Consider the following 25,981-nt stretch of genomic DNA (forward strand, 5'->3'; position numbering starts at 1 on the left):
GATACCCGGATTAGATCAATGTTCGAACTGACTCAACTGCGCTGCTTCACCACGGTCGCCACCGAACTCAACTTTCGCCGCGCCGCCGAACGGCTGAACATGACCCAGCCGCCGCTGAGCCGGCAGATTCAATTGCTCGAGCATCACCTCGGCGTCGAGTTGTTTACCCGCAGTACCCGCAGTGTTGCGCTGACGGCGGCCGGCCGTGCGTTCTTCATCGAAGCCCAGAACCTGCTGGAGCGCGCACAGCAAGCGGCGGTTACGGCCCGACGGTTTGCCGAAGGCGATATCGGTTCGGTGAACATCAGTTTTGTCGGCAGTGCGGTGTATGAGTTTTTGCCCAAGGTGATCGCCGAAGCGCGTCTGAAACAGCCCCAGGTGAAAATCGATCTGGCGGAGATGAACACCTACCAGCAACACGAAGCCTTGCGCGCGCGCCGCATCGATCTGGGCATCGCCCGCGCGCCGCTACTAGAGCCGGGCTACGCCACCGAATGCCTGGTGCGCGAGCCATTTGTATTGGCGGTGCCAAGCGCTCACGCCTTGGCGACGGCGACTGAAGTGGCGGTCAGTGACCTGGATAAACAACCGTTCCTGATGTACTCCCACGCCGCGTATCCGCCGTTCAATGAACTGCTGACCGGCATGCTGCGCTCGGCCCGGGTTGCGCCGGATTACGTGCAGTGGCTGGGGTCATCGTTGACGATTCTGGCCTTGGTCAATGCCGGCATGGGCCTGGCGCTGGTGCCACGTTGCGCCACCAGTGTGGTGTTCAAGAATGTGGTGTTTCGCGATATCGATCTGGGCGAAGGGGTGCAGAGCGAGCTGCATCTGATCTGGCGGGAGAACAACGACAACCCGGCGTTCGCGATGTTGCTGGAGGCGATTCGCCGGGCGGTGGCTGAGGGTTGGGGCTAAGGGAAATACTGGCCCTTCAGCGGTGGTGGAGCGCTCGGCGCTCTGGGCTGAGCATTTGCCACTGGCTTGCCGTCTTTCGTGTAACGACGCGCCACCCATTCTGGCATTGGTTGTGGTGCTCTGGCTGTCATAACGAAACCTCCGATTTCGGGCCGAATTCGACCCACTTGACCTTCCCGGAATCTATCAGCAAAAACTCAGCGCCAAAAGGCACTTCTGCTCCTTCGGCATCCAGCCAACAAGGATTTTGCATGACGAACTGGCCACTGCTGGACTCCGGTGGCCACTCCACCGGCCAGCCAAAAACGCGCCTTTCATCGTTCAAATGCAGCGTGACCAGACGATGATGCTGGGCAAAGACGCTGAACCATTCGCTGGGGTACGAAGTTTGTTTCGTGACATTTCGACTGCGTAACCAGCCATGCAATTTGTCATTCGTGGCCAAATAGCAGGAAAGCAACCCCAGCGTCACCGACACAATGAATGCCCACATCGTTTCGACCTTGGCATCCCAGCGCCCTATAGAGAATCCATTCGAGCCTACCCACAAACACATTTCCCCAATCCCCAATACCGCGCCATGAATCACAAACGTAAAAATCAGCGCCTGCACAATCTGCCCAAACGTATCGGGCCGCTTGAACGCCGTCAGCGAGTAAAAAATCCACGCCGACAAAAATCCGGGAATCAGGTACTGCAACAGCGGAATAACTTCTTTGACCAGATCATCCATGATCCGAGACTCCTTGAAAGACCAGCCGACCTGACTATCGACCGCCCCGCAAAAGCCTAGTGCACACAGCTAAAAAACCTCGCGCGCAACTGTCACCGTTCATTTCGCAAATCAAATCCACACCACTGTCGAAAAAAAAGCAGAAGCCGTTCATCCGGCTTCTGCTCTTATTGTGTCGCAGAGTTCGTTACAGGCAATCACGCACCGATTGGCGCAACGACCCGGACTTGGCCCACGGAGGCCCCTGATACAGCGAAACCCGACTGCCATCCTTGTACTTGACGATGTCGAGAATCTCGTCAGCAGTAATGATGCTCGGCGCAGTGATGCGGTAGCCATTGGAAATCGACGTCTGCGACGTTTTTGCGATGTCTTTCTGCCACAACGGTAATACGCACGCTGCATAGTCCTTGGGGGACTTGTCGCTGGTCTTGCTGATATTCGGCTCACCCGGCACCACCGATGCTGGCAACGAGCAACCCGCCAAGATGGCCAACGCCAAACCCGCGATGCATATCCGCATGCTGTGTTCCTGATCTGAAAAAAAGTGAATGTAGCGCGTAAGCCTACCCACATCCATCGTGGCATCGCGCCTGTGGCGTAATCTGCACAACTTTTCACAACCGTTCAGCGTGCGGACGAACAGGCTTTGCCCATCGACGAAAAATGCGACTACTCTTTTCTACCGAGAATGTTCTGGAGGTGATCATGCGGCTCAATGAATACGAACACGAACTTCAACGCGACCTGCAAAGCGTTGCATCGGACTTGAGATGGTCGGCGGTCGACCTGAAACGTATCGCGGAATTACTGCGCAAATCCGGCAACGAGGCGGATGCACAGACCGTGCTGCGATCCTGCGAGGTGCTGCAAAGCGACGAAGAACGGTTACAACTCTATGCCAAGGAAGTGAAATCCCGAACCATCAGCCGAATCAAGATCCACTGAGGTCCCCTCCCCTCGACAAAAGCCCCGACAATGCCGGGGCTTTTCCGTTACAGCCAGTCAGTGAGTTTTGTGACTCTGCGCGCGCGTCGAACGTTTTTTGTAGCCAGGCAGTGCGGCGGCGTAGGCCAGCGCCTCCTCCCGACTGCCAAACGACGCCAGCCGATCACCTTGGGTGCAAACCCGCCATGGGCCATTGTTCACGCTAAGCACGTCATAGCCGTTCATGTGCATCTTGTTCAACATCGGCATGCTCATGGACACCTCCATTTTTGCTAACGGTCAAAAGCAGCTTCACGCTTTTACCTTACACCCTGATCCGCCCGTAATGCTGACCGGATGTCGCCAGCCGCGACCGTCATGGATCCGGCACTTTTCTCAGCAGCGTACGCTCCAAATCCAATGAACCTTTACCGCAGGCCTCGGCTCAAATATTGCAGTTTTATTTCTATTTTGTGACAAGCAGTAAACGGGTAACAGATGAAAGTACGCGCAACCGTTATATGCGAACAGGATCGCCATGTTCTCCTGGTACGCAAACCCCACTGCCGCTGGACATTGCCCGGTGGCAAGGTCGAGCCCGGCGAAACCCGAGCGGCGGCGGCCGTGCGCGAATTGCAGGAAGAAACCGGTCTGGACGCCGACGATGTGCTGTATCTGATGGAGCTGCAGAGCGGCAGCACGCAGCACCATGTCTACGAGGCATCGGTGCTGGACTTCGAACAGGTGCGCCCACAGAACGAGATCATCGATTGCATCTGGCATCCGCTGGATGCAGTGCGCAACCTGAACACCAGCGAGGCGACGCTGCGCATCGTTCAAGCGTTTCAACGGCGCTTATGAGACGTTAACCAGCGAAGGCTCGGCGACCAGCGTTCATTTCGGTGCGTAACTCACCGATGAACCTGGAAATGTCACGGATCGTGACCAGGTGTTTCGGAGAAACACCAGTCAACAGCAATTCGACGCGTCCACTGTCCGGCTCGTACACTTTGATTTGCAACAGGCCTTGCGAACTCGGAATGCAATCGCACTTGAACGCAGGAAAGCCGGATTCGACAATCCGGCAAATATCGTCAATGGCAAGCATGAGTGAACGCCTCGCAGGCGGGTCGATCGGCTGGTTGAGCATAGATGAGCAACGTGTGACTCGCCCGCTACAAAAATGCCAATCCGGTCACAACTTTCCACCCTGCCCTCAGTGCGAGTCGTGATCCCAGATCCAGTTCCACATCCCTGGCAGATTCACCGGTTCCGCACTCTTTTCGACGGTGCGGGCCAGCGCGGCTTTCTCCAGTTCGGCGTGATCATCGTAGAAAGGCTTGTCCGCCAGCTTCACGCCTGTCGCGGCGGCGCTATCGAGCAGAATCTGCAGGTATTCGCGCGTGTGCCGTGCGGTATAGCGGTTGAGATCATGAAACGTCACCACCACCGGAATCACCCCGTCGACTGTCGGCAATGCGCCGAGGGCAATCCGTTCACGGACTTGCGATAACTGCCGCAGCATGTTGGCCCGACGTCGCGGGCTGGCATTGAAGCCCCATATCTTGCCGTCATTGGCGCTTAGATCCGTGAGCAACACATGCAAGCCGTGGCGCTGATAGCCGGCGAAGGTGCGCTTGTCGTAATTCCAGAATGGCGGGCGCAGCAACTTCGGCGGCGCCCCGGTGATGGCGGCGATATCGGCGGTGCCGTTGGTCAGCGATTCTTCAAGCTGTTGCGGGTCGAGCGAACGGTGATTGGTGTGCCAATGGGTCGCCGTGTGAAACGCCAGTATGTGCCCCTCATCATGCTCGCGGCGCATGATGCTGCGACCGATGTCACTGTTGCCCGCTCGTGGTGCACGCGTCTGCACGAAGAACACCGCTTTGATATTTGGCATCAGCGGATTGTCCTTGAGGCTGTCGAGCACCGTGGCCGACGGGTTCCACAAACTCGAGGCGCTGGGGCCGTCATCGAACGTCAATAGAAAACGCACCGGTGCCCGGGTTTGCAGGCGCGTTTCGGTCTGCGCGGTCATTTCTATCGGGGCGGCAATACAACCGGCCAGCCCGAGGGCAATCAGCGCTGCACAGAGAAGCTTGGATCCGGATGTCATGTTTTGCCTTGAGCGCGGCGGCTGCCGTCATGTTGTCGATTGGCAAAACTCCCTCGCCCTTATCCATCCTTGCGCTCCGATACCCGAGCGCAGGTTGGATAAGGTACACAGGGTTTGGTTCCGGCGCTCGCTCAGTGAGACAAGGCCTGCTGAAAAGATGTGTCGATGATCCCGGCAGTGGCCAACGGTGCCGGCAGCGCTTTGACTTTGAACAGGAAGTCAGCGGTGCTTTGCAGGTCTGTCGTCGCTTGCTGGTCCACCGGCCCGACGGTCATGTGCGCCTGACGCAACCAGTGGCGCGACACCTGCTGATCGAGACTGGCTTTCTTCGCCCACAGGTCGGCGTATTCATCCGTGTGGCTGTCAACCCAGACCCGCGCCTGCTTCAAACGCACGAGAAAATCGGCAATGGCTGCACGTTTGCTGTCGATCGACGGCGTCGACGCCGCGATTGCACTGAGCCCCGGCATCAGGTTTTTTGCGGTCAGGATCGGCCGCGCCCCGGAAAACACGATCTGCTGGGAAATGTACGGTTCCCACACCGGGAAAGCGTCAATACTGCCCTGGGGCAGCGCGGCGGCGGCATCGATCGGCATCAGCTTGACGAAGTCGACGTAGTTTTCCGGCAGACCGGCCTGTTCCAGTGCGCGCAAGGTCAACTGCTGGCTCCAGGCGCCGGGCCAGTAAGCGACTTTCTTGCCTTTCAGGTCGGCGATGGTTTTCACCGGCGAATCCTTTGGCACCAGCAGCGCAATGGTGTCCGGATTCTGCCGCGATACGCCGATCAGTTTCACCGGTGCCTGCTTGGCAGCGAGAAACAGAAAACCGGAGTCACCCAGAAAACCCAGGTCCAGCGAACCGGTCTGCAACGCTTCAGCCAACGGTGCTGCGGCCTGGAAGTGTTTCCAGTCAACGGTGTAAGGCGCGTCTTTCAATACGCCGGACGCCTCCACCGAGGCGCGGATGTTGTAGTAGTTCTGATCACCGACGTGCAGGACCAAGGGCTCAGCGGCGTAGGAGAATGGCGATGTAAACAGGGCAGCGCTCAGCGCACCGCGTAGGAACCGAGAAAGCTTCATGGCATGTCCTGCAAAAGGGAAATTGCATAGACCATAACGCTCTTAATTAAAGGTTTTAAAATTCGATTAATGCATAAGCTCATCACTGTCGATTTCCACTGTTCGTACCGCAACAGTGGCAAACCACAGTGTTGCCAGATCAACAGCGCAATCCCTCCCCCTCGCCTTCAAACCCCTATAAACCAGCGTCTGCGGGCATATGGCACAGAGCCTGCAATATTCCATTCATGCAGGAAGCATTCGATAAAAATATTTTTTGGACATAAAAAACCTGTGCCTTTGCCGGAGCGCCCCATGACATCGTTCTTTCCTCGACTCAAAATCCTGCTGGCTGCCAGCGCCATAGTGCTGAGCCTGCAACCGCTCGCCCACGCGGCTGAAACCGCGCCGGCGGAAGTGCATCTCGACTATGCCTATTACTCGCCAGTGAGTCTGGTGCTCAAGCACTTCGGTTTCCTCGAAAAAGCCCTGCCACAGACCAAAGTCAGCTGGGTACTGAGTCAGGGCAGCAACCGCTCGCTGGAATACCTCAACAGTGGCGGCGTTGATTTCGCCTCCAGTGCCAGCCTTGCTGCGGTGCTTAGCCGCGCCAACGGCAGCCCGATCAAATCCGTCTACGTCTATAGCCGCGCCGAATGGACCGCCCTGGTGGTGCGCAAGGATTCTCCTTACCAGACCGTCGCCGACCTCAAGGGCAAAAAGATCGCCGCCACCAAGGGCACCGACCCGTATCTGTTCACCCTGCGCAGTCTGCAACAGACCGGGCTGAAAAAAGACGACGTGGAACTGGTTCACCTGCAACATCCGGACGGTCGCACCGCGCTGGAAAAAGGTGATGTCGACGCTTGGGCCGGACTCGATCCGCACATGGCCGCCAGCCAGGTCCAGGCCGGTTCGCGCCTGCTCTACCGCAACCCGGCGTTCAACAGTTACGGCGTGGTCAGCGTCACCGAGCAATACGCGAAGGAACATCCACAGACCATCGACACCGTGATCAAAGCCTACGAACAGGCCCGCGACTGGGCGCTGAAAAATCCCGAAGAGTTCGCCGCGCTGCTCGCCAAGGAGTCCGGCTTGCCGCTGGACGTGGCCAGGTTGCAACTGTCGCGCACCGACCTGAGCAGCCCGCAACTCACCCAGCAGGACATCAGCGCCTCCAAGGCTGCAGCGCCGATTCTGGTCTCCGAGGAACTGGTGCGTCGTGGGGTGAATGTCGATCAGGTCATCGATCAATTGCTCGACAGCGGTGTGCAGCAAGCCGTCGCCCGCCAGTAACCGATCAGCCTCACGATCCATCCGCGCCCGTCGCGGATTGGTCGTGAGTGGAGCCAAAATCATGACCACTCACAGCAAAGATTTGCCCGCGCCAAATGTTGTGCCGAGACAGCGCCCGGTGGATTTCAATTCGATCTGGCAGCGCCGCAGCAAAGGCCTGGCCCTGCCACTACTGATCGTCATCGCGCTGGAAATTATCGTACGTATCGGCTGGCTGCCGTCCTACCAGATGCCGGCGCCGAGCGAGATCGCCCTGACCCTCACCGACCTCGCTGAAGGTGCGCTGTGGAAACACATCGGCGCCAGTCTGATCCGCGTGCTGCTGGGCTTTGTCATAGGCGCCAGCCTCGCGCTGGTGTTTGCTGCGTGGGTCGGTTTGAGCCGCGAAGCCGAGGCCTATCTGGAACCGACCTTTGCCGCCCTGCGTTCCATTCCGAGCCTGGCGTGGGTGCCGCTGCTGCTGTTGTGGCTGGGTATCGACGAGACCTCGAAAATCGTCCTGATCGCCATCGGCGCGTTCTTTCCGGTGTACGTCAATGTCGTCGCGGCCATTCGCAACATTGATCGCAAACTGGTGGAAGTCGGCCGTATCTATGGTTTCAGCCGCTTGCAACTGGTGCGCAGGATCTTGCTGCCGGCGGCCCTGCCCGGCCTGTTCACCGGGCTGCGCAGTGGCATGAGCCTGGCGTGGATGTTTCTGGTGGCGGCGGAACTGATTGCCGCCACCAAAGGTTTGGGGTATCTGCTCAGTGACGGCCGGGAAACCTCGCGGCCGGACATCGTGCTGGCTGCGATCATCGTCCTCGCTTTACTCGGCAAACTCAGCGACGGCCTGCTGGCGGTGCTCGAACGCCGCTGCCTGCGCTGGCGTGACACGTTCACCGGACAGGACGCCAGCGACTAAGCTGAAAGCTCCAACCGGAGATTCAGCCATGTGCGGAAGACTCTCGCAGTACCGGGGCATTCATGACTTCGTCGCGGTGCTGAGCATTCCCGATGCGTTGATCAATCACGTCGGCGATGCGCCGCTCAATCGCTACAACGCGGCACCGACCACCGCGCTGGCTGTCCTGCAGCTACAAGGGCAGCACCTGCATGCCGACAATCTGCGCTGGGGCTGGCGTCCGCATTGGGCCAAGGATCGCGCCGCGCCCATCAATGCCCGGGTCGAGAAAGTCGCCCATGGCCCATTCTTCCGGGCGATCTGGCGACATCGCTTGATTGTGCCCGTGGACAACTGGTTTGAATGGGTCGATAGCGAAGACAAAACCCGACAACCCTGGTTGATTCGTCGTGCGGATCAGGGAACGGTTTTCTGCGCTGCCATCGGACAATTTCCGACAGCCGAAACGGCGGCACGAGACGATGATGGTTTCGTGATCATCACCGCCGATGCCGTCGGCGGCATGCTCGATATCCATGATCGCCGACCGGTAGTGTTCAGCGCAGAGTTGGTGAACGAATGGCTCGACCCGGCGACGCCAGTTGAGCGCGCCGAGCAAATGTTGCTGTTCGAAGGTGAAGGCAGCGACGTGTTCGAATGGTACAAAGTCGGCAAAGCTGTTGGTAACACCCGCAATCAGGGCGCCAGTTTGATTATTGAGCAGACGTAAACATTTACCGCTGTCGCGCGTTAATCAATGCAGGAGTTGCCGAAGGCTACCCCTACAGGTGACGCACTTTCGTTACAACAACTGTTTCATCTCTGAGACAGGACTTTTGAAACACACGTTCGATTGAACAAACCGCCTGTCTGACATTTCAACCGTCATACATACATTTAGATGGACTACGGATAGCATGCGCGCCGCCTCTCCGATTGGTATACCAATTGACCAAAGAGTCAATAAGCCAGGAATCCCCTACAACATCTACAAGCCTTGCAGAGAAATAAGTTGCGCGACGATTTTGCAATCAAACAGGTCAGCGGCCTGGAGTGTATTTATCTGTCCATGACAGAACGCTTTGAACTCGACTGTTTTATCGGCCACTACATCAAGACCCGAAACCTGCGTGACGTTCCGGAGATCGAACGCATCCTGCGCACCACCCTCGAGGCGTATCCCGGCCACCCACCGGTGATGGTCAACGAGCTGAATGCGTGGATCGACCGAACCTTGGGATACCGGGCCTCACACCCCGACTTCACGCAGTTGGACGATCTCTGAAACCATAAAAAAGCCCCGCCTGTGCGGGGCTCTTTCGTAGAAATCGCTCAAAATTTACGGTCAGGATCCGAAAGCTCTCTGCCATCATCGTGCTTCCAGGTCTGCTCCTTGTGTTTCTCCCGTTCTATTTCTTCTTGCGTTGGCTCATCAGTCTCTTCCTCATCCGTCTCTGGATGCTTTTGCTCAGTCGCCATGCGCACCTCCCGTTATCACCACCTCTTCATCCCTGAAGCGTAGAACAGGCTACTTACAACCACCAGCGCAACAAAAAGAAGAACGCCATGCTCAACACCATGCTAAGCAACGTGCTGCGCGTGTAGATCACCAGTGCGATCGCCACCAGCGAACTAAGCAAATAGGGATTATCCCACTGCAGATTCAGCTGTTTTTCAGGCAGGAAGACAATCGGCCCGCAAATGGCCGTGAGCATCCCCGGTACTGCAAAACCGAGAAACTGCCGCGCGTTGCTGCTCAAGCGCACCGGTAGTCGCGGCTCGAGAAACACGTAGCGATTGAGAAACACCAGAATCCCCATGCCGAAAATCACCGCCCAAATCATCATGTGCGCTCCCGATAAAACTTGTTGCAGATAAACCCGGCAGTCATTCCGGCCAGCCCCGACAACACCAGTGCCGAGCCCCATTGCCAGTAACTGAACAACACCGAGCAAAACAGCGACACCGCCACACAAACTACCGTCGGCACGTTACGCACCACTGGTGTAATCAGGGCGATGAAGGTGGCGGCAATCGAAAAGTCCAGCCCCAGGTGCTCAAGCCCCGGAATACTGCTGCCAAGGACAATGCCGGCGAGGGTGAACAGGTTCCACGCGACATAAAACGTCAGGCCGACGCCCAGCGCATACCAGCGGTTGAACTGCTGACGGTCATGCTGACTGGTCAACGCGAACAACTCATCGGTGAGCAAAAAACCCAGGCCCATGCGCCAACGCCCCGGCAGCGGCGAAATCACCGAACGCAGGCTCATGCCATACAGCAAGTGTTGGGAAGTCAGCAGCAGCGTGGTCAACAGAATCGAGAAAATCCCTGCGCCGCCCTTGAGCATACCGATCGCCACCAGTTGCGCGGCACCAGCAAACACGATGCTCGACAGTCCCTGGCCTTGCAGCGGTGTGAGGTTGGCTTCGATCGCCATGGAGCCGGCGAGCAGCCCCCACGGCGCGGTGGCCAGAGATAACGGCATGATCGCCGCAGCGCCGCGAAGGAACGCACTGCGCGGCATGAGTGAGTCAGACATATCGCTCTTCAACAGTGGAAACAGCAACAGACTCTGCCAGCAAATGCCCTTATCCGGCTTGAACAATCTTGCGCAATTGCACTAAATCGCGCCGACTGAGGGCAGCCATGGGCGTACCATGTGAGCCATTCACAATCGCGTCAGGGAGACGACATGCTGTACCGAATCGCAGCCGACGGGCTGGTGCTGTTTCATTTGTCCTTCATTCTGTTCGTGCTGTTTGGCGGGCTGCTGGTCCTCAAATGGCCACGGGTGATGTGGCTGCATTTGCCGGCTGCCGCCTGGGGCGTGGCGGTCGAAGTGCTGCATCTGACCTGCCCGCTGACCTACTGGGAAAACCTCATGCGCCACGCCGCCGGACAGACCGAATACGCCGGCGGCTTCATCGAGCACTACATCTGGCCGATCATCTACCCGGCCGGGCTCACTCCGCAGATTCAACTGGCGCTCGGCAGCGTGGTGCTGGCGGTCAACCTGCTGGTGTATGGCCGTTTGATTCGCTCGTGGAAGCTGCGTCGAGCCGTGTAATCAGCGGGACACCGGCTTCAAGTTTTCAAGCCATGCCGGATCCAGGCGTGTCTGCTCGGTATCGAGCCCCAGCGCCTGCATCCGCTCTTTGTGCGCCTCGGCTTCCCGCCACAATTGCCCGTGATCGCTGGAGTTGCCGTCCAGTTCGTGCATCTGCGTCAACCCCAAGTGGTAGAAACGCAGCACCTTCATTGCCGCCGGATCGTTCTGCTCCACCGCCGCCATTACCTGATGCATCACATTGGTGATACTCATCAGGCTGCGCTTGAGCCGCCAGCTGTACACCGCTGGCGCCATCCAGCTCTGATGCCAGAAGCGCCCGCGCAGTAAAGCTGCGGTCAGCAGAAACGCCAGAAACACGCCGCCGACGTTGAAGCGCAGGTTATCGCCACCAGGCTCGCCGAACAGCGCCACCGCCACGCTGGAAAACAACATCGCCAGCACCAGGAACAGCACGGCGATGATGATCGTGCTGCGGCGGGTCTGCTGGCGAAAGGTGGCGGCGTCCATCGGCTGAATCTCGAACATCACAAATGACTTCCTTGAGCGACAAGAGGGGTAACTGAAAAAACCGGCCGGCGCATTATCGCCTCTACCGCGGATTTAGCTATGCTGGGGCTCCTTTTCATCTTTTCAACGTCCAACGGGGACATGGCGGTACAGCGCAGATCGTGCCATCTTCATTCATGGATACACACTATTCAGATGCCATCCGCCTGGTTTTGGGATGACATCGTTTTAAGGATCATTGCATGACCCAACGACACGTAATCAATGCCTCGGTCAGCCCGAAAGGCAGCCTGGAAACCCTTTCTCAACGTGAAGTTCAGCAACTGAGCGAAGCCGGATCCGGCAGCACCTACACCCTCTTCCGCCAGTGCGCCCTGGCCATCCTCAATACCGGCGCCCATGTCGATAACGCCAAGACCATCCTCGAAGCCTACAAGGACTTCGAAATCCGTATTCACCAACAAGATCGCGGCGTACGCCTGGAACTGCTGAACGCGCCGGCCGACGCGTTCGTCGATGGCGAGATGATTGCCAGCACCCGGGAAATGCTCTTCAGCGCCCTGCGCGACATCGTCTACACCGAAAACGAACTCGACAGCCAGCGCATCGACCTGAGCACCTCACAAGGCATCAGTGACTACGTCTTCCACCTGCTGCGCAACGCCCGCACTTTGCGCCCGGGCGTCGAGCCCAAGATCGTCGTGTGCTGGGGCGGTCACTCGATCAACACCGAAGAATACAAATACACCAAGAAAGTCGGCCACGAACTGGGTCTGCGCAGCCTCGACATCTGCACCGGCTGCGGCCCCGGTGTGATGAAAGGCCCGATGAAAGGCGCCACCATTGCTCACGCCAAACAACGTATCCATGGCGGACGTTACCTCGGTCTGACCGAGCCGGGCATCATTGCCGCCGAAGCGCCGAACCCGATCGTCAACGAACTGGTGATCCTGCCGGACATCGAAAAACGTCTGGAAGCGTTCGTCCGTGTTGGCCACGGCATCATCATCTTCCCGGGCGGCGCCGGTACCGCTGAAGAGTTTCTCTATCTGTTGGGCATACTGATGCACCCGGACAACAAGGGGCTGCCGTTCCCGGTGATCCTCACTGGGCCGAAACATGCCGCGCCGTATCTGGAACAACTCGACGCGTTCGTCACCGCGACGCTCGGTGAAGCCGCGAAACAGCACTACGAAATCATCATCGACGACCCGGCCGAAGTGGCGCGGCAGATGACCCAAGGCCTGAAAGCAGTGAAGCAGTTCCGCCGCGAACGCAACGATGCGTTCCACTTCAACTGGCTGCTGAAGATTGACGAGGGCTTCCAGCGCCCGTTCGATCCGACCCACGAAAACATGGCCAACCTGAAACTGCACCGAGACCAGCCACCGCACGAACTCGCAGCCAACCTGCGCCGGGCGTTCTCCGGTATTGTCGCCGGCAACGTCAAGGACAAGGGCATTCGCCTGATCGAAGAACACGGGCCGTACCAGATCCGTGGTGACGCGGCGATCATGCAGCCGCTCGATGCCCTGCTCAAAGCCTTCGTCGCCCAGCACCGGATGAAACTGCCAGGTGGCGCGGCGTATGTGCCGTGTTATCGGGTGGTGGCGTAACTTTTTCAGCCACCACCTGCCCCTGTAGGAGTGAGCCTGCTCGCGATAGCGGCATATCAGTCACCATTTATTGTGACTGAACCACCGCTATCGCGAGCAGGCTCACTCCTACAGGTTCTGTGCTGTGGCACAAATGGCGTTTATAACCTGCCCCCCCCCTGTGGGAGCGAGCCTGCTCGCGAATAGGCCACCAAGCACACCTCAACTTTCTGACCTGCCCGCCAACCGCAGCGCCAACGCCTTGGCCTGCAACGCCACATCCGTCACCGCCGTGCTCTCCCACCACATCCCGCGCAACGGCGGGCCCATGGCGAACAGCCGGTTCGCTACCTGCCCGTGTTCGTTCAGCACCGCACCATCAATCGCAGCCGCGATCCCCAACGCCAACGGCCCCGACCGCACCAGTCCGCGCGCCAACAACTGCTGCGGCAATGGCCGCGCGACCCGACGCCAGTCATATTCAATGCCGCTGGAATTAATCAGCGCTGCGCCATGAACTAAGCAGGTTTCAGCTTCACCACGGCGACGAATGCGAATGCTCACGCCGCCCTCCGCGCCAGGCTCTAACCCTTTGAACGACGCTGCCTGAATCCGCAACCGCCCTTCGCCCTGCAGCCGCTCGACCAATTGGGCACTCAGCGGCGGCGAACGATGATGATGGCTTTCCCACCACGGCCGCACATGGCGTACGAATTGTCGACGCTCAACGTCAGTCGCCTGACTCCACAGTCGCCCGATATGCGCGCGCACCGTGTCCAGCGGCGCCTGCCAGTCGATGCCCTGAGCGATGGCGTCACGGCAATGTCGACGCAGTTCGCGCAACAACTGGCGTGGCGAACGGATGCCGTGATCTTCAGCGAGGAAATCCACCCAGACCGGCGGTTGTCGACGCACATGGGGCAGCAAACCGTGACGGGAAAACACTTCGATCGGCCCGCGGTGCCCGGCCTTATCCAGCGACACAACGGCATCCACCATGGTCAGGCCGGAGCCGATGATCAACACGGTCGATTGCGGATCGAGTTGGCGCATGGCCGCGACATCCCAAGGGTCAAGCGCGGCGGCATTGAGGCCACTGGAGTCTTTCTGCGGCGTGCGGGCGGCGGGGAACATGCCGGTAGCGAGCACCGCGTATGCGCCCCTCAAGTGCTGGCCATCGCTAAGGGTGAGCTGCACTGAATCGGCATCGGTTTGCAGGTCGACGGCTTCTGCGCGGATATGCTCGACGCTCGAGCCACGTTGCGCACCGACACGGCGGGCTTCGGCTAACCGTTGTTGCACATAAACGCCGAACAACCCACGCGGCGGGAACAACTCACTGACAGGCACATCTTGCTCAGCCGACTCCGGCCAGCCACCGGCGGCAATATGCTCGGTCAGCCAATGCGTCAGATCATCCGGGTTATCCGGATCAACGCTCATCCGCGCGGCGTTGCCATTGAGCGTATGGCCCAATTCAACCGCGCTATAGGCTTCGCCGCGACCGAGTTCGGCGCGCGGTTCAATGATCAGGATCTGGCGCTGGCCGGGCAGTCGCAACAATTGCACGGCCAGCATCGTGCCGCTGAGGCCGCCGCCGATGATCAGGATGTCTGCGCTCTGACTCATTCAAATCACCACGTTACGCACAAACCGCGTCGCCACATCCCCATCATTGCGATAGGCATGCGGCTGATTGCTGGCAAACATGAAAAACTCGCCCGCGCTGATGTGCTGCGGTTGCTCGCCAAGCATTAATGTCAGGCAGCCTTCGAACACGAAGATCTGCTCGCTCCAGCCATCGGCATCCGGTTGCGAGGGATAGACCTCACCGGGTTGCAGGCACCATTCCCACTGCTCGACTTCGCGGGTGGCAGTCGCTTTGGACAGCAATACCGCTTTGCTGCCTGGGATAGTTCCGGCCCATGCCACTTCATTGATACGACTCGGGTCACGAGCGTCAGGCGCCTGGATCAGATCGCTGAAAGCGACATCGAGCGCTTCGGCAACGCGGTCGAGGGTCGTCAGGCTCACGTTCTTTTCGCCCGCCTCGATGGCCACCAGCATCCGCCGGCTGACGCCGGACTTTTCCGCCAGCGCAGTCTGACTCATGTCAGCAGCGTGGCGCAGGCGCCGGACGTTATGGCTGACGTGTTGCAGGACGGAGGCTCGTTGGCTGGAATCTTTGTGCACTATATTGCTCACTCGATGGGGTTGGGCAGTATACTGCGCAACGTTTGGCGCATTGTGCGTCGCTCTTTCTCCAGCGTGCAAGGAAATGACGCCAGTGAATCGCCCCGATACCTCCCTTCGTTTCTCCCGCTTCAGCAAAGCCGAGTGCGTGCTGGTGCTGATCACCATGGTCTGGGGCGGCACCTTCCTGCTGGTACAGCACGCGATGACCGTCAGCGGCCCGATGTTTTTCGTCGGTCTGCGATTCGCTGCGGCAGCCGCCATTGTCGCTCTGTTCTCCTGGCGCCACCTGCGCGAACTGACCCTGTTCGAACTCAAGGCCGGCGCCTTCATCGGCGTGGCGATCATGCTCGGTTACGGTTTGCAGACGGTCGGGCTACAAACCATTCCAAGCAGTCAGTCAGCGTTCATTACCGCACTCTACGTACCCTTTGTGCCGCTGCTGCAATGGCTGGTGCTGGGGCGACGGCCGGGGCTGATGCCGAGCATTGGCATCATGCTGGCGTTTACCGGTTTGATGTTGTTGTCGGGGCCGTCCGGTGCTTCGCTGAATTTCAGCCCCGGTGAAATCGCTACCCTGATCAGCGCCATCGCCATTGCCGCCGAGATCATTCTGATCAGCACCTATGCCGGCCAGGTTGATGTACGCCGGGTGACTGTGGTGCAACTGGCGACGACGTCGGTGCTGTCCTTTCTGATGGTCGTGCCGACCGGCGAAACGATTCCGGACTTTTCGTGGCTGCTGCTGTCTACGGCTTTGGGCCTCGGCGCGGCGAGTGCGGCGATTCAGGTGGCGATGAACTGGGCGCAGAAGAGTGTTTCGCCGACTCGAGCCACGTTGATCTATGCCGGGGAGCCGGTGTGGGCCGGGATTGTCGGGCGGATGGCCGGGGAGCGGTTGCCGGCGATTGCGCTGGTGGGGGCCGGTTTGATTGTGGCGGCGGTGATTGTCAGTGAGTTGAAGACCAAGGGTAAGGCTGCTGAAGCAGAGACTGAGATGGAACAAGAAATTCAAGGCTGAGAGTTTCAGCGTCTGATTAATTGCTATCGCGAGCAGGCTCGCTCCCACAGGGGAATGAATTTCAAATGTGGGAGCGAGCCTGCTCGCGAAGGCGCCCTCACCAACGACCCGCCTCCCCCTGAAACAATGCCAAACAGTTAATTCCAGACTACTTTGTAGGATTCTGAGACATCCTCGCGTTTGGTGATCAGGGAGCTGGCACGTATGATGCTTCACAAACTTCCGCAGATTAGAAGCCTATGTCCCTGATAGTTCTACTGCTTCTGCCATTCATTGGCAGCTGTCTGGCAGCGGTGCTGCCACACAACGCACGTAATACCGAATCCCTGTTGGCAGGTCTGGTCGCTCTGATCGGCACCGTCCAGGTCGCGATGTTGTACCCGCAGATTGCCCACGGTGGCGTGATCCACGAAGAATTCATGTGGCTGCCCAGCCTTGGTTTGAACTTCGTCCTGCGCATGGATGGTTTCGCCTGGTTGTTCTCGATGCTGGTGCTCGGCATCGGCACGCTCGTTTCTTTATATGCCCGATATTACATGTCGCCGGACGATCCGGTGCCGCGCTTCTTCGCGTTTTTCCTGGCGTTCATGGGCGCCATGCTCGGCCTGGTGATCTCCGGCAACCTGATCCAGATCGTGTTTTTCTGGGAGTTGACCAGTCTCTTCTCATTCCTGCTGATCGGCTATTGGCACCACCGCGCGGACGCCCGTCGCGGTGCGTACATGGCGTTGATGGTCACCGGTGCCGGCGGGTTATGCCTGCTGGCGGGGGTCATGATTCTCGGCCATGTCGTCGGCAGCTATGACCTCGACAAGGTCCTGGCCGCCGGCGACATGATTCGTGCACACGCTCTCTACCCTATCCTGTTACCCCTCATTCTTATTGGCGCACTCAGCAAAAGTGCGCAGTTTCCTTTCCATTTCTGGCTGCCCCACGCGATGGCAGCGCCGACACCGGTTTCGGCTTATCTGCACTCGGCGACCATGGTCAAGGCCGGGGTGTTCCTGCTTGCGCGTCTGTGGCCGTCGCTGTCCGGCAGCGAAGAATGGTTCTACATCGTCAGCGGGGCCGGCGCGTGTACGCTGTTGCTCGGCGCTTATTGCGCGATGTTCCAGAACGATCTCAAGGGCCTGCTGGCTTACTCGACCATCAGCCACCTCGGCCTGATCACCCTGTTGCTGGGCCTGAACAGTCCTCTGGCGGCAGTGGCGGCGGTGTTTCACATCCTCAACCACGCAACGTTCAAGGCTTCGCTGTTCATGGCCGCGGGCATCATCGACCATGAAAGCGGCACCCGTGACATCCGCAAACTCAGCGGTCTGATCAAACTGATTCCATTCACCGCGACACTGGCCATGGTTGCCAGCGCCTCGATGGCGGGTGTGCCATTGCTCAACGGCTTCCTGTCGAAAGAGATGTTCTTCGCCGAAACCGTGTTCATCAATGCCACGGCGTGGGTCGAAGCGGCGTTGCCGATTGTCGCGACCATCGCCGGCACATTCAGCGTTGCTTACTCGCTGCGTTTCACCGTCGACGTGTTCTTCGGCCCAACGGCCACCGACCTGCCACACACCCCGCACGAGCCGCCGCGCTGGATGCGCGCGCCGGTGGAACTGCTGGTATTCACTTGCTTGCTGGTGGGGATTTTCCCGGCGCAGATCGTCGGTCCATTGCTCGCGGCAGCGGCACTGCCTGTGGTCGGCGGTGAATTGCCGGAGTACAGCCTGGCGATCTGGCACGGCCTGAACGCGCCGATGATCATGAGCCTGATTGCCATGTCCGGCGGGATCATCGTCTATCTGCTGCTGCGTAATCAGTTCAAGCGCGGACGTTTCAAATACCCGCCACTGGTAGGCCGCTTCAACGGCAAGCGCCTGTTCGAGCGCAGCCTGGTGGTGATGATGCGCATGGCCCGGCGCGTGGAACGTCGCCTCGGCACCAAGCGTCTGCAAATGCAATTGTTCCTGATGGTGTTGGCGGCCGTGCTTGCTGGCCTGATCCCGATGTTGCACAGCAGCCTGAGCTGGGGCGACCGGCCGAAGATTCCCGGCTCGATCGTCTTCGTGACCCTGTGGCTGCTGGCCATCGCCTGCGCCCTCGGCGCCGCGTGGCAGGCCAAGTATCATCGTCTCGCCGCGCTGACCATGGTCAGCGTCTGCGGGTTGATGACCTGCGTGACCTTTGTCTGGTTCTCCGCGCCGGATCTGGCCCTGACGCAACTGGCGGTCGAAGTGGTCACCACTGTGCTAATCCTGCTCGGCCTGCGCTGGCTGCCGCGACGCATCGAAGAAGTCTCTCCTCTGCCAAACAGCCTGCGCAAGGCGCGTATCCGCCGTCTGCGCGACTTGCTGCTGTCGATTGCCGTTGGCGGCGGTATGGCGCTGCTGTCATACGCGATGCTGACGCGGCAGACGCCGAATGACATTTCCTCGTTCTACCTCAGCCGGGCCATGCCTGAAGGCGGCGGCAGCAACGTGGTCAATGTGATGCTGGTCGACTTCCGCGGCTTCGACACCCTTGGCGAAATCACCGTGCTGGTCGCCGTGGCACTGACCGTATTTGCCCTGCTGCGCCGCTTCCGCCCACCGAAAGAAAGCCTGCAGTTGCCAGCCCAGCAACGCTTGCTGGCGCCGGACGTGGTCACCGATCTGGTCAACCCGCGTTCGGCCAGCGACACCGCGCTCGGCTTCATGATGGTACCGGCTGTGCTGGTGCGTCTGTTGCTGCCGATTGCGCTGGTGGTGTCGTTCTACCTGTTCATGCGCGGGCACAACCAGCCGGGTGGCGGTTTCGTCGCCGGTCTGGTGATGTCGGTGGCGTTCATCCTGCAATACATGGTCGCCGGTACGCAGTGGGTCGAGGCGCAAATGAGCCTGCGGCCGTTGCGCTGGATGGGCACCGGATTACTGTTCGCCACTGCCACCGGTCTGGGGGCCATGGTCGTCGGTTATCCGTTCCTGACCACGCACACCTGGCATTTCAGCTTGCCGCTGCTGGGTGACATCCATGTCGCCAGCGCATTGTTCTTCGACATCGGCGTGTACGGCGTGGTGGTCGGTTCGACGCTGTTGATCCTCACCGCCCTCGCCCACCAATCGGTGCGAGGTCACAAGACCGCATCGCTGCCCAAGTCCGTCGCCAGCAAAGGAGCCGTCTGATGGAAGAAGTCATCGCAATCGCCATCGGCGTGCTCGCCGCGTCCGGCGTCTGGCTGATCCTGCGACCACGGACTTTCCAGGTGGTCATGGGCCTGTGTCTGCTGTCGTATGCGGTCAACCTGTTCATTTTCAGCATGGGCAGCCTGTTCATCGGCAAGGAGCCGGTGATCAAGGACGGCGTCACCCAGGACTTGCTGCACTACACCGACCCGCTGCCACAGGCATTGGTGCTGACCGCGATCGTCATCAGCTTCGCCATGACTGCGCTGTTCCTCGTTGTGCTGCTCGCCTCGCGTGGCCTGACCGGCACCGACCACGTTGACGGCCGGGAGCCTAAGGAATGATGGCGATGACTCATCTGATCGCCGCACCGATTCTGCTGCCGCTGCTGACCGCCGCCATCATGCTGCTGCTCGGCGAACGGCACCGACCGCTGAAGGCGAAAATCAACCTGTTCTCCAGCCTCGTCGGCCTGTTCATTTCGGTGCTGTTGCTGCAATGGACGCAAACCACGGGCGTGCCCGGCTCCATCGGCGTTTACCTGCCGGGCAACTGGCAGGCGCCGTTCGGTATCGTGCTGGTGGTCGATCGCCTGTCAGCGCTGATGCTGGTGCTGACCGGGATCATTGGCGTCAGCGCGCTGCTGTTTGCCATGGCCCGTTGGGATGGCGCCGGCTCGAGTTTCCACGCGCTGTTCCAGATTCAGTTGATGGGCCTGTACGGTGCATTCCTGACGGCGGACCTGTTCAACCTGTTCGTGTTCTTCGAAGTGTTGCTCGCCGCGTCTTATGGGTTGCTGTTGCATGGATCAGGTCGGGCGCGGGTGTCCTCAGGACTGCATTACATCTCGATTAATCTGCTCGCGTCCTCCCTGTTCCTGATTGGCGCGGCACTGATCTACGGTGTCACCGGCACCCTGAACATGGCCGATCTGGCGCTGAAGATTCCGCTGGTACCGGAAGCCGACCGTGGCTTGCTGCACGCCGGAGCTGGCATTCTCGCGGTAGCGTTCCTGGCGAAGGCCGGGATGTGGCCGCTGAACTTCTGGCTGGTGCCGGCCTATTCCTCGGCCAGTGCGCCGGTGGCGGCGATGTTCGCGATCATGACCAAGGTCGGCGTGTACACATTGTTGCGCCTGTGGACGTTGCTGTTTTCCGGGCAGGCCGGAGCCTCGGCATTCTTCGGTGGTGACTGGCTGATCTACGGGGGCATGGCGACCATGGCCTGCGCGGCCTTGGCGATTCTCGCCGCGCAACGACTGGAGCGCATGGCAAGTCTGAGCATTCTGGTGTCTGCCGGGATCCTGCTGTCCGCCGTCGGTTTCGCGCAGCCGAACCTGATCGGCGCGGCGCTGTTCTATCTGGTCAGCTCGACTTTGGCGTTGAGTGCGCTGTTCCTGCTGGCCGAGTTGATCGAACGTTCGCGCTCGGCCAACGAGATCCCGCTGGAGGACGAAAGCGAACTGCTGCCGCGTCCGCAGGAATCCCTGCAACCGCCCAAAGGCATCAACCTCGATGACGAGCAGAAAGCCGTGGTCGGTCAGGTGATTCCGTGGACCATGGCGTTTCTCGGCCTGAGCTTCATTGCTTGCGCGCTGCTGATCATCGGCATGCCGCCGCTGTCCGGATTCATCGGCAAGCTCAGCCTGATCGGCGCACTGCTCAATCCGCTGGGCCTGGGCACCGGCGCGCCGATATCCAACGCTGCGTGGGCGCTGCTGGCACTGCTGATTCTCACCGGTCTGGCGTCGTTAATGGCCTTCTCGCGCCTCGGCATCCAGCGTTTCTGGACCCCGGAGGAGCGCCCTTCGCCACTGCTGCGCAAACTCGAATGCGCGCCGATCTTCCTGCTGCTCGGGCTGAGCATCGCCCTGACCTTCAAGGCTGAGCCGCTGCTGCGCTACACCGAAGCCACCGCCGAGGCGCTGAACAACCCACAGCAATACGTGATGGCGGTGCTCGGCACCCGCGCCGTGCCAAGCCCGGAAGCCAAATCGGCGATGCTGGAGGTGCAGCCATGAAGCGTGTGTTTCCTGCACCATTGTTGTCGCTGGCGCTGTGCGCCTTGTGGCTGACCCTGAACCTGTCGATCAGTCCGGGCAATCTGCTGCTCGGTGTGATACTGGGTTTCGCTGCACCATTGATGATGCGCAAGCTGCGCCCGAAACAAGTGCGCATTCGCCGTCCGGGAACCATTCTGCGCCTGTTCCTGCTCGTCGGCCGTGACGTGGTGATGTCCAATCTGATCGTCGCGTGGGGCGTGCTCAACGCCGGTCGTCGCCCTCCGCGCTCGGGCTTTGTCAAAGTCCCGCTGGACTTGCGCGATGCCCATGGCCTGGCGACTCTGGCGATGATCTGCACGGTAGTGCCCGGCACAGTGTGGTCAGAGCTGGCGCTGGACCGCAGCATTCTGTTGTTGCACGTCTGGGATCTGGATGACGAAGCGCAATTCATCGAGCACTTCAAGACCACCTACGAGCAGCCGCTGATGGAGATTTTCGAATGAGCCCATTACTGTCGAACGCGATCCTGCTGACGCTGTTCCTGTTCTCGCTGGCCATGGTGCTGACCCTGGTGCGCTTGTTCAAAGGCCCTTCGGCGCAGGATCGCGTATTGGCGCTGGATTACCTGTACATCATCGCCATGCTGATGATGCTGACCCTGGGCATTCGTTATTCCAGTGACACTTACTTCGAAGCGGCGCTGCTGATTGCGCTGTTCGGCTTCGTCGGCTCGTTTGCCCTGGCGAAATTTCTGCTGCGTGGCGAGGTGATCGAATGAATGCTGAATTGTCGCTGTGGGTCGAGATTATGGTGGCGATCCTGCTGGTACTCAGCGGTCTGTTCACACTGATCGGCGCGATCGGGTTATTACGCATGAAGGACTACTTCCAGCGCATGCACCCGCCGGCGCTTGCTTCGACGCTGGGCGCGTGGTGTGTGGCGCTCGCCTCGATCATCGGCTTTTCGGCGCTGAAGTCCGGGCCGGTGGTGCATGCCTGGCTGATTCCGATTCTGCTGGCGATCACTGTGCCGGTGACCACCTTGCTGCTGGCGCGGGCGGCCCTGTTCCGCAAGCGCATGGCTGGCGATGATGTGCCGGCAGAGGTCAGTAGCCGCCGGACAGAGAGTGGTAGCTAAGTCAGATTTTTGTGGTGTCGGTGCGGGCCTCTTCGCGGGCAAGCCCGCTCCCACAGGGACTTGGGTTGCCCGCGGAATTTGTGTAAACCCACAATCACTGTGGGAGCGGACTTGCCCGCGAAGAGGCCAGTTCAGCAACCACAAAAATCCGCTCTGATCTCAGACCCAGGCCACCGCCAACAGCCCCGCCCCCAACACTGCACACAACGGCGAATACACCCAGGTATCCAGCCGCGCAAACCGCGAATCCTTCACTTCCTTGAAAAACCCGACCAGATTCGAATCACCAATCGCCCGGGCAAACATCAACAGCGCAATCGCGCTGATCACCCATTGCAACGCCTTGTGCGTCACCGCCGGCACTCCCCAGCCAACCCGCATACACACCAACGCAGCAATCACCAGCAATGCCGCCGCCACGATCAACGTAAGCCAGCCTGCCGGCTTGAACGCCGGCCGCACCGTTGCGACAAAACCGCGCACGGGCACCTGCGGCACTACCACCGCTGCCGCCCACTGCCCACCCAGCGCCCAATAGACGTGCATCAAGGCGATCACCGCAAACGTTGTCACCAGCCATTGAGCCAACACAAAGGTCATGGTTGAAATCCTTGGAAAGGGATTTGAACAAATCATCCTAGTCGGATTTTTTTCAAGTGCACGACCGATCAGCGGTACGTTAAAGTGCCGCCCCATGAAATGCTCCCGTTCCGATCGCTCACTGCTGGCCTGGATGCTCTATTGCTGCGTCCTGTTCAACGTGTTCGCCTGCAGCATCGGTCACGGACAAATGGTCGGCATGCAGCTGAACGGTATCGGCGGCCAGTTCTGTACGGTCGACCCGACCACTCAGGCACCGCTCACCAGCAACCCTACGGAAGAACAACTGCCCACCCTGTCCAAGGCTTTTGGTTGCCCGCTGTGCTCGGTCGGCGGGGGCATGGGCCCGGCGTTCAACTCCAGCCTGACTCTGGCGATCCTGCCGGAACAACACAGCCCACCACTGGCGCCCATCGTCAGCGCCGACCTACCTGCCCGCTTCACCTGGCCTCCGGCCAACCCTCGCGCCCCACCGCTCGCCTGAGTGTCTCTGCCTTTTTGATTCGTCAGCCCACTGCGCCAACGCGTCGCGTTCGTTTGTGCGCTGACGCCTAGACAAGCATTCAGGATTCAACGATGAAACAACTCACTCTACTGGCGAGCCTGTGCGGCTGCCTGTCCGTTAACGTCTGGGCGCAATCCACCGTGGATTTGGCGCCGATTACCATCGATGGCGAGTCCGGCGCGGAGCCGGGCCTGAGCCTCGAGCAATCCAGCGGCATGGCCTCGCGTCTGGGACTGAGCGTGCGCGATACGCCTGCTTCGGTAGCCATCGCCAATCGCAACGACATCGAGCGCCACGGTGCGCAAAACTTCCAGGACGCCGCCAACACCCTGCCCGGGGTCAATGCCAGCGCACCGCCGGGGTTTGGCGGCTTCGTGTCCTATCGTGGTTTCACCAGTAGCCAGATCACCCAGATGTTCAATGGCATCAACGTTTCCGGCGGCCTCGCACGGCCGGTCGACTCCTGGATCTACGATCGTGTGGAACTGGTCGGCGGCCCGTCATCGCTGATCAATGGCGCAGGCTCAGTGGGCGGCTCACTGAACTACGTGACCAGACTGGCCACCCGCGATGAACAAGCGGTAGAAGGCCGGGTCAGCTACGGCACCTACGACACCACTGAAACCGCATTCGGCCTCAACCATGCCCTGACCGAGCCAAGCGCCGATGTTCAGCATTACACAAGACTCGACGTCAGCCACAACACCAGCAACGGCTACATCGACCGCCAGGAGCGCGATGCCTGGAGCGTGGCGTTCTCCCTGCTCAGCGATCTCACGTCCGATCTGTCGCACACGTTGGCCCTGGAATATCAGGACGAACACGAAGACAGTCCGTACTGGGGCACGCCCGTGCTCAATCCCAAAGCCGGCGAGTTGAAGATCGATAAACACAACCGCTTCAACAACTACAACGTCGAGGACGGTCGTTACGAGCAACGGACGATCTGGGTACGCTCGATCATCGACTACCGGATCAACGACAGCACCAGCCTGCACAACACGCTGTATCACCTCGACAGCCAGCGCGATTACCGCAATCTGGAAACCTACCAGTACAACGCCGACAACACGGCGGTGAATCGTTCGACTGCCTATCAGGTGCGTCATCAGGGCGAGCAGAACGGCAACCAGTTCGAACTGCGCCATGACAACACGCTTTTCGGTCTCGACACGACGTGGTCGGGGGGCTTCGAATACAAGGTCAACCAGACCACCAACTCGCCGCTGAACGTCAAAGGAGCGAGCACGGTGGATCCGAACAGCTATCGTCCGGGGCATTTCTACGATATTCCCGGCACCAATCCGAAGTTGATCAGCGACAAAACCAACGAAGTCACCACCAAAGCACTGTTCGCGGAAAACCGTCTGGCACTGACAGACAAATTGTCGCTGCTCACCGGTCTTCGTTATGACGACATTGACCTCGATGTGACCAACCATCGCACCGTGACCGCTGCCAACCCCAAACACTTGAAGCGAAGTTGGGAGCCTGTGACTGGTCGCGTTGGTTTGACCTGGCAATTCATGCCCTCCGCCAACGTCTACGTGCAATACAGCACCGCCGCCGAGCAACCGAACGGCACACAGGACTTTGACGTTTCGACCGGCAAGCAATGGGAGGTTGGCAGCAAATTCGATTACCTGAACGGCCGCGGCGCGGCGACCATTGCGGCCTACACCATTGAGCGAAAGGACTTCGCCGTGACCGACCCGCTGGACCCGACCGGCAGCATTCCGGTCGGCGAGCAGACATCAAAAGGGTTAGAGATTGCCAGTTCGTTGCGGATCACCGACAAGCTGTTGGCCGAAGGCAACTTCGCCTGGGTCGATGCGCAGTACGACGAGTTCACTGAAAAGAATGCCGCTGGCGTGGTGGTATCACGCAAGGGCAACACGCCGACCAACGTACCAGACCGGGTTGGCAATCTGTGGCTGACGTATGATTTTTCGCCGCAATGGCAAGGTGGGGTCGATGCGCGGTATGTGGCATCGGTGTTTGCGGACACGGCCAACACCATGACCGTGCCGTCGTACACATTGTTCGGCAGCTTCCTTAGCTACAAGGTTGATTCGCACACCACGGTGACCGGTCGCGTGCGCAACCTGACCAATGAGGTGTATGCCGAGTTTGCGCATGTTTCGCCGGCGTATTACCTGGGGACACCGCGCACCTTTGAATTGGCGGTGGCTACCAAGTTCTAAAAGCTTCGCGAGCAAGCCCGCTCCCACAGTGGATATGTGTCGTTCACAAACCCAA

Annotated in this window: 31 protein-coding genes; 18 read left to right on the plus strand and 13 right to left on the minus strand. The window is 59.5% G+C overall.

Annotated elements, in window-relative coordinates; genetic code table 11:
- Positions 1–18: 18 nt before the first annotated feature.
- Complete coding sequence (locus ACM6IV_RS10680) at positions 19–918, plus strand: LysR substrate-binding domain-containing protein (RefSeq protein WP_414869930.1); 900 nt, start codon at positions 19–21, stop codon at positions 916–918.
- Positions 919–1,045: 127 nt separating this feature from the next.
- Here ACM6IV_RS10680 and ACM6IV_RS10685 read toward each other — a convergent pair whose 3' ends face one another.
- Positions 1,046–1,651: a DUF6338 family protein gene (locus ACM6IV_RS10685; RefSeq protein ID WP_414869931.1), complete on the minus strand. Its 606-nt coding sequence runs from the start codon at positions 1,649–1,651 to the stop codon at positions 1,046–1,048.
- Between the two features lie 187 nt (positions 1,652–1,838).
- Entirely contained in the window at positions 1,839–2,174 is a 336-nt protein-coding gene (locus tag ACM6IV_RS10690) for a hypothetical protein (protein ID WP_414869932.1), read from the minus strand.
- Between the two features lie 185 nt (positions 2,175–2,359).
- Between ACM6IV_RS10690 and ACM6IV_RS10695 the strand changes: the two genes are divergently transcribed.
- Positions 2,360–2,599 (plus strand): hypothetical protein, encoded by a 240-nt coding sequence (locus ACM6IV_RS10695; RefSeq protein WP_414869933.1) that lies wholly within the window; start codon positions 2,360–2,362, stop codon positions 2,597–2,599.
- A gap of 57 nt (positions 2,600–2,656) precedes the next feature.
- Here the strand turns inward: ACM6IV_RS10695 and ACM6IV_RS10700 are convergent, their stop codons facing one another.
- Positions 2,657–2,854, minus strand: a complete 198-nt coding sequence (locus ACM6IV_RS10700) for a hypothetical protein (RefSeq protein WP_034152400.1) — start codon at positions 2,852–2,854, stop codon at positions 2,657–2,659.
- Positions 2,855–3,076: 222 nt separating this feature from the next.
- Between ACM6IV_RS10700 and ACM6IV_RS10705 the strand changes: the two genes are divergently transcribed.
- Complete coding sequence (locus ACM6IV_RS10705; RefSeq protein ID WP_414869934.1) at positions 3,077–3,439, plus strand: NUDIX hydrolase; 363 nt, start codon at positions 3,077–3,079, stop codon at positions 3,437–3,439.
- A 4-nt stretch (positions 3,440–3,443) separates the two neighbouring features.
- On the opposite strand, the gene ACM6IV_RS10710 is transcribed toward ACM6IV_RS10705, so the two are convergent.
- From ACM6IV_RS10710 to ACM6IV_RS10720, 3 genes are all read right to left on the minus strand, one after another.
- Positions 3,444–3,686 (minus strand): DUF1652 domain-containing protein, encoded by a 243-nt coding sequence (locus tag ACM6IV_RS10710; protein WP_414870256.1) that lies wholly within the window; start codon positions 3,684–3,686, stop codon positions 3,444–3,446.
- Positions 3,687–3,794: 108 nt separating this feature from the next.
- The gene (locus ACM6IV_RS10715; RefSeq protein ID WP_414869935.1) at positions 3,795–4,694 is read right to left on the minus strand and encodes a polysaccharide deacetylase family protein; all 900 of its coding nucleotides are present in this window, start codon (positions 4,692–4,694) and stop codon (positions 3,795–3,797) included.
- A 131-nt stretch (positions 4,695–4,825) separates the two neighbouring features.
- Positions 4,826–5,773 (minus strand): ABC transporter substrate-binding protein, encoded by a 948-nt coding sequence (locus tag ACM6IV_RS10720; RefSeq protein ID WP_414869936.1) that lies wholly within the window; start codon positions 5,771–5,773, stop codon positions 4,826–4,828.
- 294 nt (positions 5,774–6,067) lie between these two features.
- Here ACM6IV_RS10720 and ACM6IV_RS10725 point away from each other — a divergent pair, with 294 nt between their 5' ends.
- From ACM6IV_RS10725 to ACM6IV_RS10740, 4 genes are all read left to right on the plus strand, one after another.
- Positions 6,068–7,048, plus strand: a complete 981-nt coding sequence (locus tag ACM6IV_RS10725) for an aliphatic sulfonate ABC transporter substrate-binding protein (protein WP_414869937.1) — start codon at positions 6,068–6,070, stop codon at positions 7,046–7,048.
- Positions 7,049–7,109: 61 nt separating this feature from the next.
- Entirely contained in the window at positions 7,110–7,952 is an 843-nt protein-coding gene (locus ACM6IV_RS10730; RefSeq protein ID WP_414869938.1) for an ABC transporter permease, read from the plus strand.
- A 28-nt stretch (positions 7,953–7,980) separates the two neighbouring features.
- Entirely contained in the window at positions 7,981–8,661 is a 681-nt protein-coding gene (locus tag ACM6IV_RS10735; protein WP_414869939.1) for an SOS response-associated peptidase, read from the plus strand.
- A 282-nt stretch (positions 8,662–8,943) separates the two neighbouring features.
- On the plus strand, positions 8,944–9,216 hold the full coding sequence (locus tag ACM6IV_RS10740; RefSeq protein WP_414869940.1) for a hypothetical protein: 273 nt from the start codon (positions 8,944–8,946) through the stop codon (positions 9,214–9,216).
- 47 nt (positions 9,217–9,263) lie between these two features.
- Here ACM6IV_RS10740 and ACM6IV_RS10745 read toward each other — a convergent pair whose 3' ends face one another.
- The 3 genes from ACM6IV_RS10745 to ACM6IV_RS10755 are packed head-to-tail and all read right to left on the minus strand — an operon-like array spanning position 9,264 to position 10,473.
- Positions 9,264–9,410, minus strand: a complete 147-nt coding sequence (locus ACM6IV_RS10745; protein ID WP_414869941.1) for a hypothetical protein — start codon at positions 9,408–9,410, stop codon at positions 9,264–9,266.
- Between the two features lie 53 nt (positions 9,411–9,463).
- The gene (locus ACM6IV_RS10750) at positions 9,464–9,778 is read right to left on the minus strand and encodes an AzlD domain-containing protein (protein WP_414869942.1); all 315 of its coding nucleotides are present in this window, start codon (positions 9,776–9,778) and stop codon (positions 9,464–9,466) included.
- A complete protein-coding gene (locus ACM6IV_RS10755; RefSeq protein ID WP_414869943.1) occupies positions 9,775–10,473 on the minus strand; it encodes an AzlC family ABC transporter permease in 699 nt (232 codons plus the stop codon). The genes ACM6IV_RS10750 and ACM6IV_RS10755 overlap by 4 nt, the downstream gene beginning before the upstream one ends.
- A 153-nt stretch (positions 10,474–10,626) precedes the next feature.
- Between ACM6IV_RS10755 and ACM6IV_RS10760 the strand changes: the two genes are divergently transcribed.
- Positions 10,627–11,001, plus strand: coding sequence for a DUF2784 domain-containing protein (locus ACM6IV_RS10760; protein ID WP_150693549.1), 375 nt, complete (start codon positions 10,627–10,629; stop codon positions 10,999–11,001).
- On the opposite strand, the gene ACM6IV_RS10765 is transcribed toward ACM6IV_RS10760, so the two are convergent.
- Complete coding sequence (locus ACM6IV_RS10765) at positions 11,002–11,529, minus strand: DUF3087 family protein (RefSeq protein ID WP_414869944.1); 528 nt, start codon at positions 11,527–11,529, stop codon at positions 11,002–11,004.
- 224 nt (positions 11,530–11,753) lie between these two features.
- On the opposite strand from ACM6IV_RS10765, the gene ppnN reads away from it, so the two are divergent.
- A complete protein-coding gene (gene ppnN, locus ACM6IV_RS10770) occupies positions 11,754–13,127 on the plus strand; it encodes a nucleotide 5'-monophosphate nucleosidase PpnN (protein WP_034152412.1) in 1,374 nt (457 codons plus the stop codon).
- Positions 13,128–13,328: 201 nt separating this feature from the next.
- Here the strand turns inward: ppnN and ACM6IV_RS10775 are convergent, their stop codons facing one another.
- Together ACM6IV_RS10775 and ACM6IV_RS10780 are read right to left on the minus strand one after the other, a co-directional pair.
- Complete coding sequence (locus tag ACM6IV_RS10775) at positions 13,329–14,735, minus strand: FAD/NAD(P)-binding protein (protein ID WP_414869945.1); 1,407 nt, start codon at positions 14,733–14,735, stop codon at positions 13,329–13,331.
- A complete protein-coding gene (locus ACM6IV_RS10780; protein WP_414869946.1) occupies positions 14,736–15,299 on the minus strand; it encodes a helix-turn-helix domain-containing protein in 564 nt (187 codons plus the stop codon).
- An 85-nt stretch (positions 15,300–15,384) separates the two neighbouring features.
- Here ACM6IV_RS10780 and ACM6IV_RS10785 point away from each other — a divergent pair, with 85 nt between their 5' ends.
- From ACM6IV_RS10785 to ACM6IV_RS10815, 7 genes are all read left to right on the plus strand, one after another.
- A complete protein-coding gene (locus tag ACM6IV_RS10785) occupies positions 15,385–16,320 on the plus strand; it encodes a DMT family transporter (RefSeq protein WP_414869947.1) in 936 nt (311 codons plus the stop codon).
- A 239-nt stretch (positions 16,321–16,559) separates the two neighbouring features.
- On the plus strand, positions 16,560–19,478 hold the full coding sequence (locus ACM6IV_RS10790) for a monovalent cation/H+ antiporter subunit A (protein ID WP_414869948.1): 2,919 nt from the start codon (positions 16,560–16,562) through the stop codon (positions 19,476–19,478).
- Complete coding sequence (locus tag ACM6IV_RS10795; RefSeq protein WP_008085854.1) at positions 19,478–19,822, plus strand: Na+/H+ antiporter subunit C; 345 nt, start codon at positions 19,478–19,480, stop codon at positions 19,820–19,822. The genes ACM6IV_RS10790 and ACM6IV_RS10795 overlap by 1 nt, the downstream gene beginning before the upstream one ends.
- A complete protein-coding gene (locus ACM6IV_RS10800; RefSeq protein ID WP_414869949.1) occupies positions 19,819–21,498 on the plus strand; it encodes a monovalent cation/H+ antiporter subunit D in 1,680 nt (559 codons plus the stop codon). Before ACM6IV_RS10795 ends, ACM6IV_RS10800 begins: the two co-directional genes overlap by 4 nt.
- Positions 21,495–21,983: a Na+/H+ antiporter subunit E gene (locus ACM6IV_RS10805; protein ID WP_414869950.1), complete on the plus strand. Its 489-nt coding sequence runs from the start codon at positions 21,495–21,497 to the stop codon at positions 21,981–21,983. The genes ACM6IV_RS10800 and ACM6IV_RS10805 overlap by 4 nt, the downstream gene beginning before the upstream one ends.
- On the plus strand, positions 21,980–22,258 hold the full coding sequence (locus ACM6IV_RS10810; protein WP_123467805.1) for a K+/H+ antiporter subunit F: 279 nt from the start codon (positions 21,980–21,982) through the stop codon (positions 22,256–22,258). The genes ACM6IV_RS10805 and ACM6IV_RS10810 overlap by 4 nt, the downstream gene beginning before the upstream one ends.
- Positions 22,255–22,617 carry a Na+/H+ antiporter subunit G gene (locus ACM6IV_RS10815; protein ID WP_414869951.1) on the plus strand — a complete coding sequence of 121 codons (363 nt, stop codon included), beginning with the start codon at positions 22,255–22,257 and terminating at the stop codon, positions 22,615–22,617. The genes ACM6IV_RS10810 and ACM6IV_RS10815 overlap by 4 nt, the downstream gene beginning before the upstream one ends.
- Positions 22,618–22,776: 159 nt before the next feature.
- Here the strand turns inward: ACM6IV_RS10815 and ACM6IV_RS10820 are convergent, their stop codons facing one another.
- Complete coding sequence (locus ACM6IV_RS10820; protein WP_414869952.1) at positions 22,777–23,217, minus strand: DUF3995 domain-containing protein; 441 nt, start codon at positions 23,215–23,217, stop codon at positions 22,777–22,779.
- 94 nt (positions 23,218–23,311) lie between these two features.
- Here ACM6IV_RS10820 and ACM6IV_RS10825 point away from each other — a divergent pair, with 94 nt between their 5' ends.
- Both ACM6IV_RS10825 and ACM6IV_RS10830 read left to right on the plus strand, forming a co-directional pair.
- Positions 23,312–23,701, plus strand: a complete 390-nt coding sequence (locus ACM6IV_RS10825) for a DUF2946 domain-containing protein (RefSeq protein ID WP_414869953.1) — start codon at positions 23,312–23,314, stop codon at positions 23,699–23,701.
- A gap of 92 nt (positions 23,702–23,793) precedes the next feature.
- Positions 23,794–25,926, plus strand: a complete 2,133-nt coding sequence (locus tag ACM6IV_RS10830; RefSeq protein ID WP_414869954.1) for a TonB-dependent receptor — start codon at positions 23,794–23,796, stop codon at positions 25,924–25,926.
- Positions 25,927–25,981: the final 55 nt, after the last annotated feature.

It is taken from the genome of Pseudomonas sp. IT-347P (genome assembly GCF_949768005.1).
Classification (GTDB): domain Bacteria; phylum Pseudomonadota; class Gammaproteobacteria; order Pseudomonadales; family Pseudomonadaceae; genus Aquipseudomonas.

Coding starts and splice junctions, on each gene's coding strand:
- ACM6IV_RS10725 (WP_414869937.1), top strand. CDS start 6,068: ATGACATCGTTCTTTCCTCGACTCAAAATCCTGCTGGCTGCCAGCGCC.
- ppnN (WP_034152412.1), top strand. CDS start 11,754: ATGACCCAACGACACGTAATCAATGCCTCGGTCAGCCCGAAAGGCAGC.
- ACM6IV_RS10755 (WP_414869943.1), bottom strand. CDS start 10,473: ATGTCTGACTCACTCATGCCGCGCAGTGCGTTCCTTCGCGGCGCTGCG.
- ACM6IV_RS10700 (WP_034152400.1), bottom strand. CDS start 2,854: ATGAGCATGCCGATGTTGAACAAGATGCACATGAACGGCTATGACGTG.
- ACM6IV_RS10820 (WP_414869952.1), bottom strand. CDS start 23,217: ATGACCTTTGTGTTGGCTCAATGGCTGGTGACAACGTTTGCGGTGATC.
- ACM6IV_RS10715 (WP_414869935.1), bottom strand. CDS start 4,694: ATGACATCCGGATCCAAGCTTCTCTGTGCAGCGCTGATTGCCCTCGGG.
- ACM6IV_RS10790 (WP_414869948.1), top strand. CDS start 16,560: ATGTCCCTGATAGTTCTACTGCTTCTGCCATTCATTGGCAGCTGTCTG.
- ACM6IV_RS10760 (WP_150693549.1), top strand. CDS start 10,627: ATGCTGTACCGAATCGCAGCCGACGGGCTGGTGCTGTTTCATTTGTCC.
- ACM6IV_RS10805 (WP_414869950.1), top strand. CDS start 21,495: ATGAAGCGTGTGTTTCCTGCACCATTGTTGTCGCTGGCGCTGTGCGCC.
- ACM6IV_RS10690 (WP_414869932.1), bottom strand. CDS start 2,174: ATGCGGATATGCATCGCGGGTTTGGCGTTGGCCATCTTGGCGGGTTGC.
- ACM6IV_RS10745 (WP_414869941.1), bottom strand. CDS start 9,410: ATGGCGACTGAGCAAAAGCATCCAGAGACGGATGAGGAAGAGACTGAT.
- ACM6IV_RS10795 (WP_008085854.1), top strand. CDS start 19,478: ATGGAAGAAGTCATCGCAATCGCCATCGGCGTGCTCGCCGCGTCCGGC.
- ACM6IV_RS10785 (WP_414869947.1), top strand. CDS start 15,385: ATGACGCCAGTGAATCGCCCCGATACCTCCCTTCGTTTCTCCCGCTTC.
- ACM6IV_RS10800 (WP_414869949.1), top strand. CDS start 19,819: ATGATGGCGATGACTCATCTGATCGCCGCACCGATTCTGCTGCCGCTG.
- ACM6IV_RS10765 (WP_414869944.1), bottom strand. CDS start 11,529: ATGTTCGAGATTCAGCCGATGGACGCCGCCACCTTTCGCCAGCAGACC.
- ACM6IV_RS10810 (WP_123467805.1), top strand. CDS start 21,980: ATGAGCCCATTACTGTCGAACGCGATCCTGCTGACGCTGTTCCTGTTC.
- ACM6IV_RS10775 (WP_414869945.1), bottom strand. CDS start 14,735: ATGAGTCAGAGCGCAGACATCCTGATCATCGGCGGCGGCCTCAGCGGC.
- ACM6IV_RS10750 (WP_414869942.1), bottom strand. CDS start 9,778: ATGATGATTTGGGCGGTGATTTTCGGCATGGGGATTCTGGTGTTTCTC.
- ACM6IV_RS10830 (WP_414869954.1), top strand. CDS start 23,794: ATGAAACAACTCACTCTACTGGCGAGCCTGTGCGGCTGCCTGTCCGTT.
- ACM6IV_RS10685 (WP_414869931.1), bottom strand. CDS start 1,651: ATGGATGATCTGGTCAAAGAAGTTATTCCGCTGTTGCAGTACCTGATT.
- ACM6IV_RS10710 (WP_414870256.1), bottom strand. CDS start 3,686: ATGCTTGCCATTGACGATATTTGCCGGATTGTCGAATCCGGCTTTCCT.
- ACM6IV_RS10680 (WP_414869930.1), top strand. CDS start 19: ATGTTCGAACTGACTCAACTGCGCTGCTTCACCACGGTCGCCACCGAA.
- ACM6IV_RS10730 (WP_414869938.1), top strand. CDS start 7,110: ATGACCACTCACAGCAAAGATTTGCCCGCGCCAAATGTTGTGCCGAGA.
- ACM6IV_RS10705 (WP_414869934.1), top strand. CDS start 3,077: ATGAAAGTACGCGCAACCGTTATATGCGAACAGGATCGCCATGTTCTC.
- ACM6IV_RS10735 (WP_414869939.1), top strand. CDS start 7,981: ATGTGCGGAAGACTCTCGCAGTACCGGGGCATTCATGACTTCGTCGCG.
- ACM6IV_RS10720 (WP_414869936.1), bottom strand. CDS start 5,773: ATGAAGCTTTCTCGGTTCCTACGCGGTGCGCTGAGCGCTGCCCTGTTT.
- ACM6IV_RS10815 (WP_414869951.1), top strand. CDS start 22,255: ATGAATGCTGAATTGTCGCTGTGGGTCGAGATTATGGTGGCGATCCTG.
- ACM6IV_RS10695 (WP_414869933.1), top strand. CDS start 2,360: ATGCGGCTCAATGAATACGAACACGAACTTCAACGCGACCTGCAAAGC.
- ACM6IV_RS10825 (WP_414869953.1), top strand. CDS start 23,312: ATGAAATGCTCCCGTTCCGATCGCTCACTGCTGGCCTGGATGCTCTAT.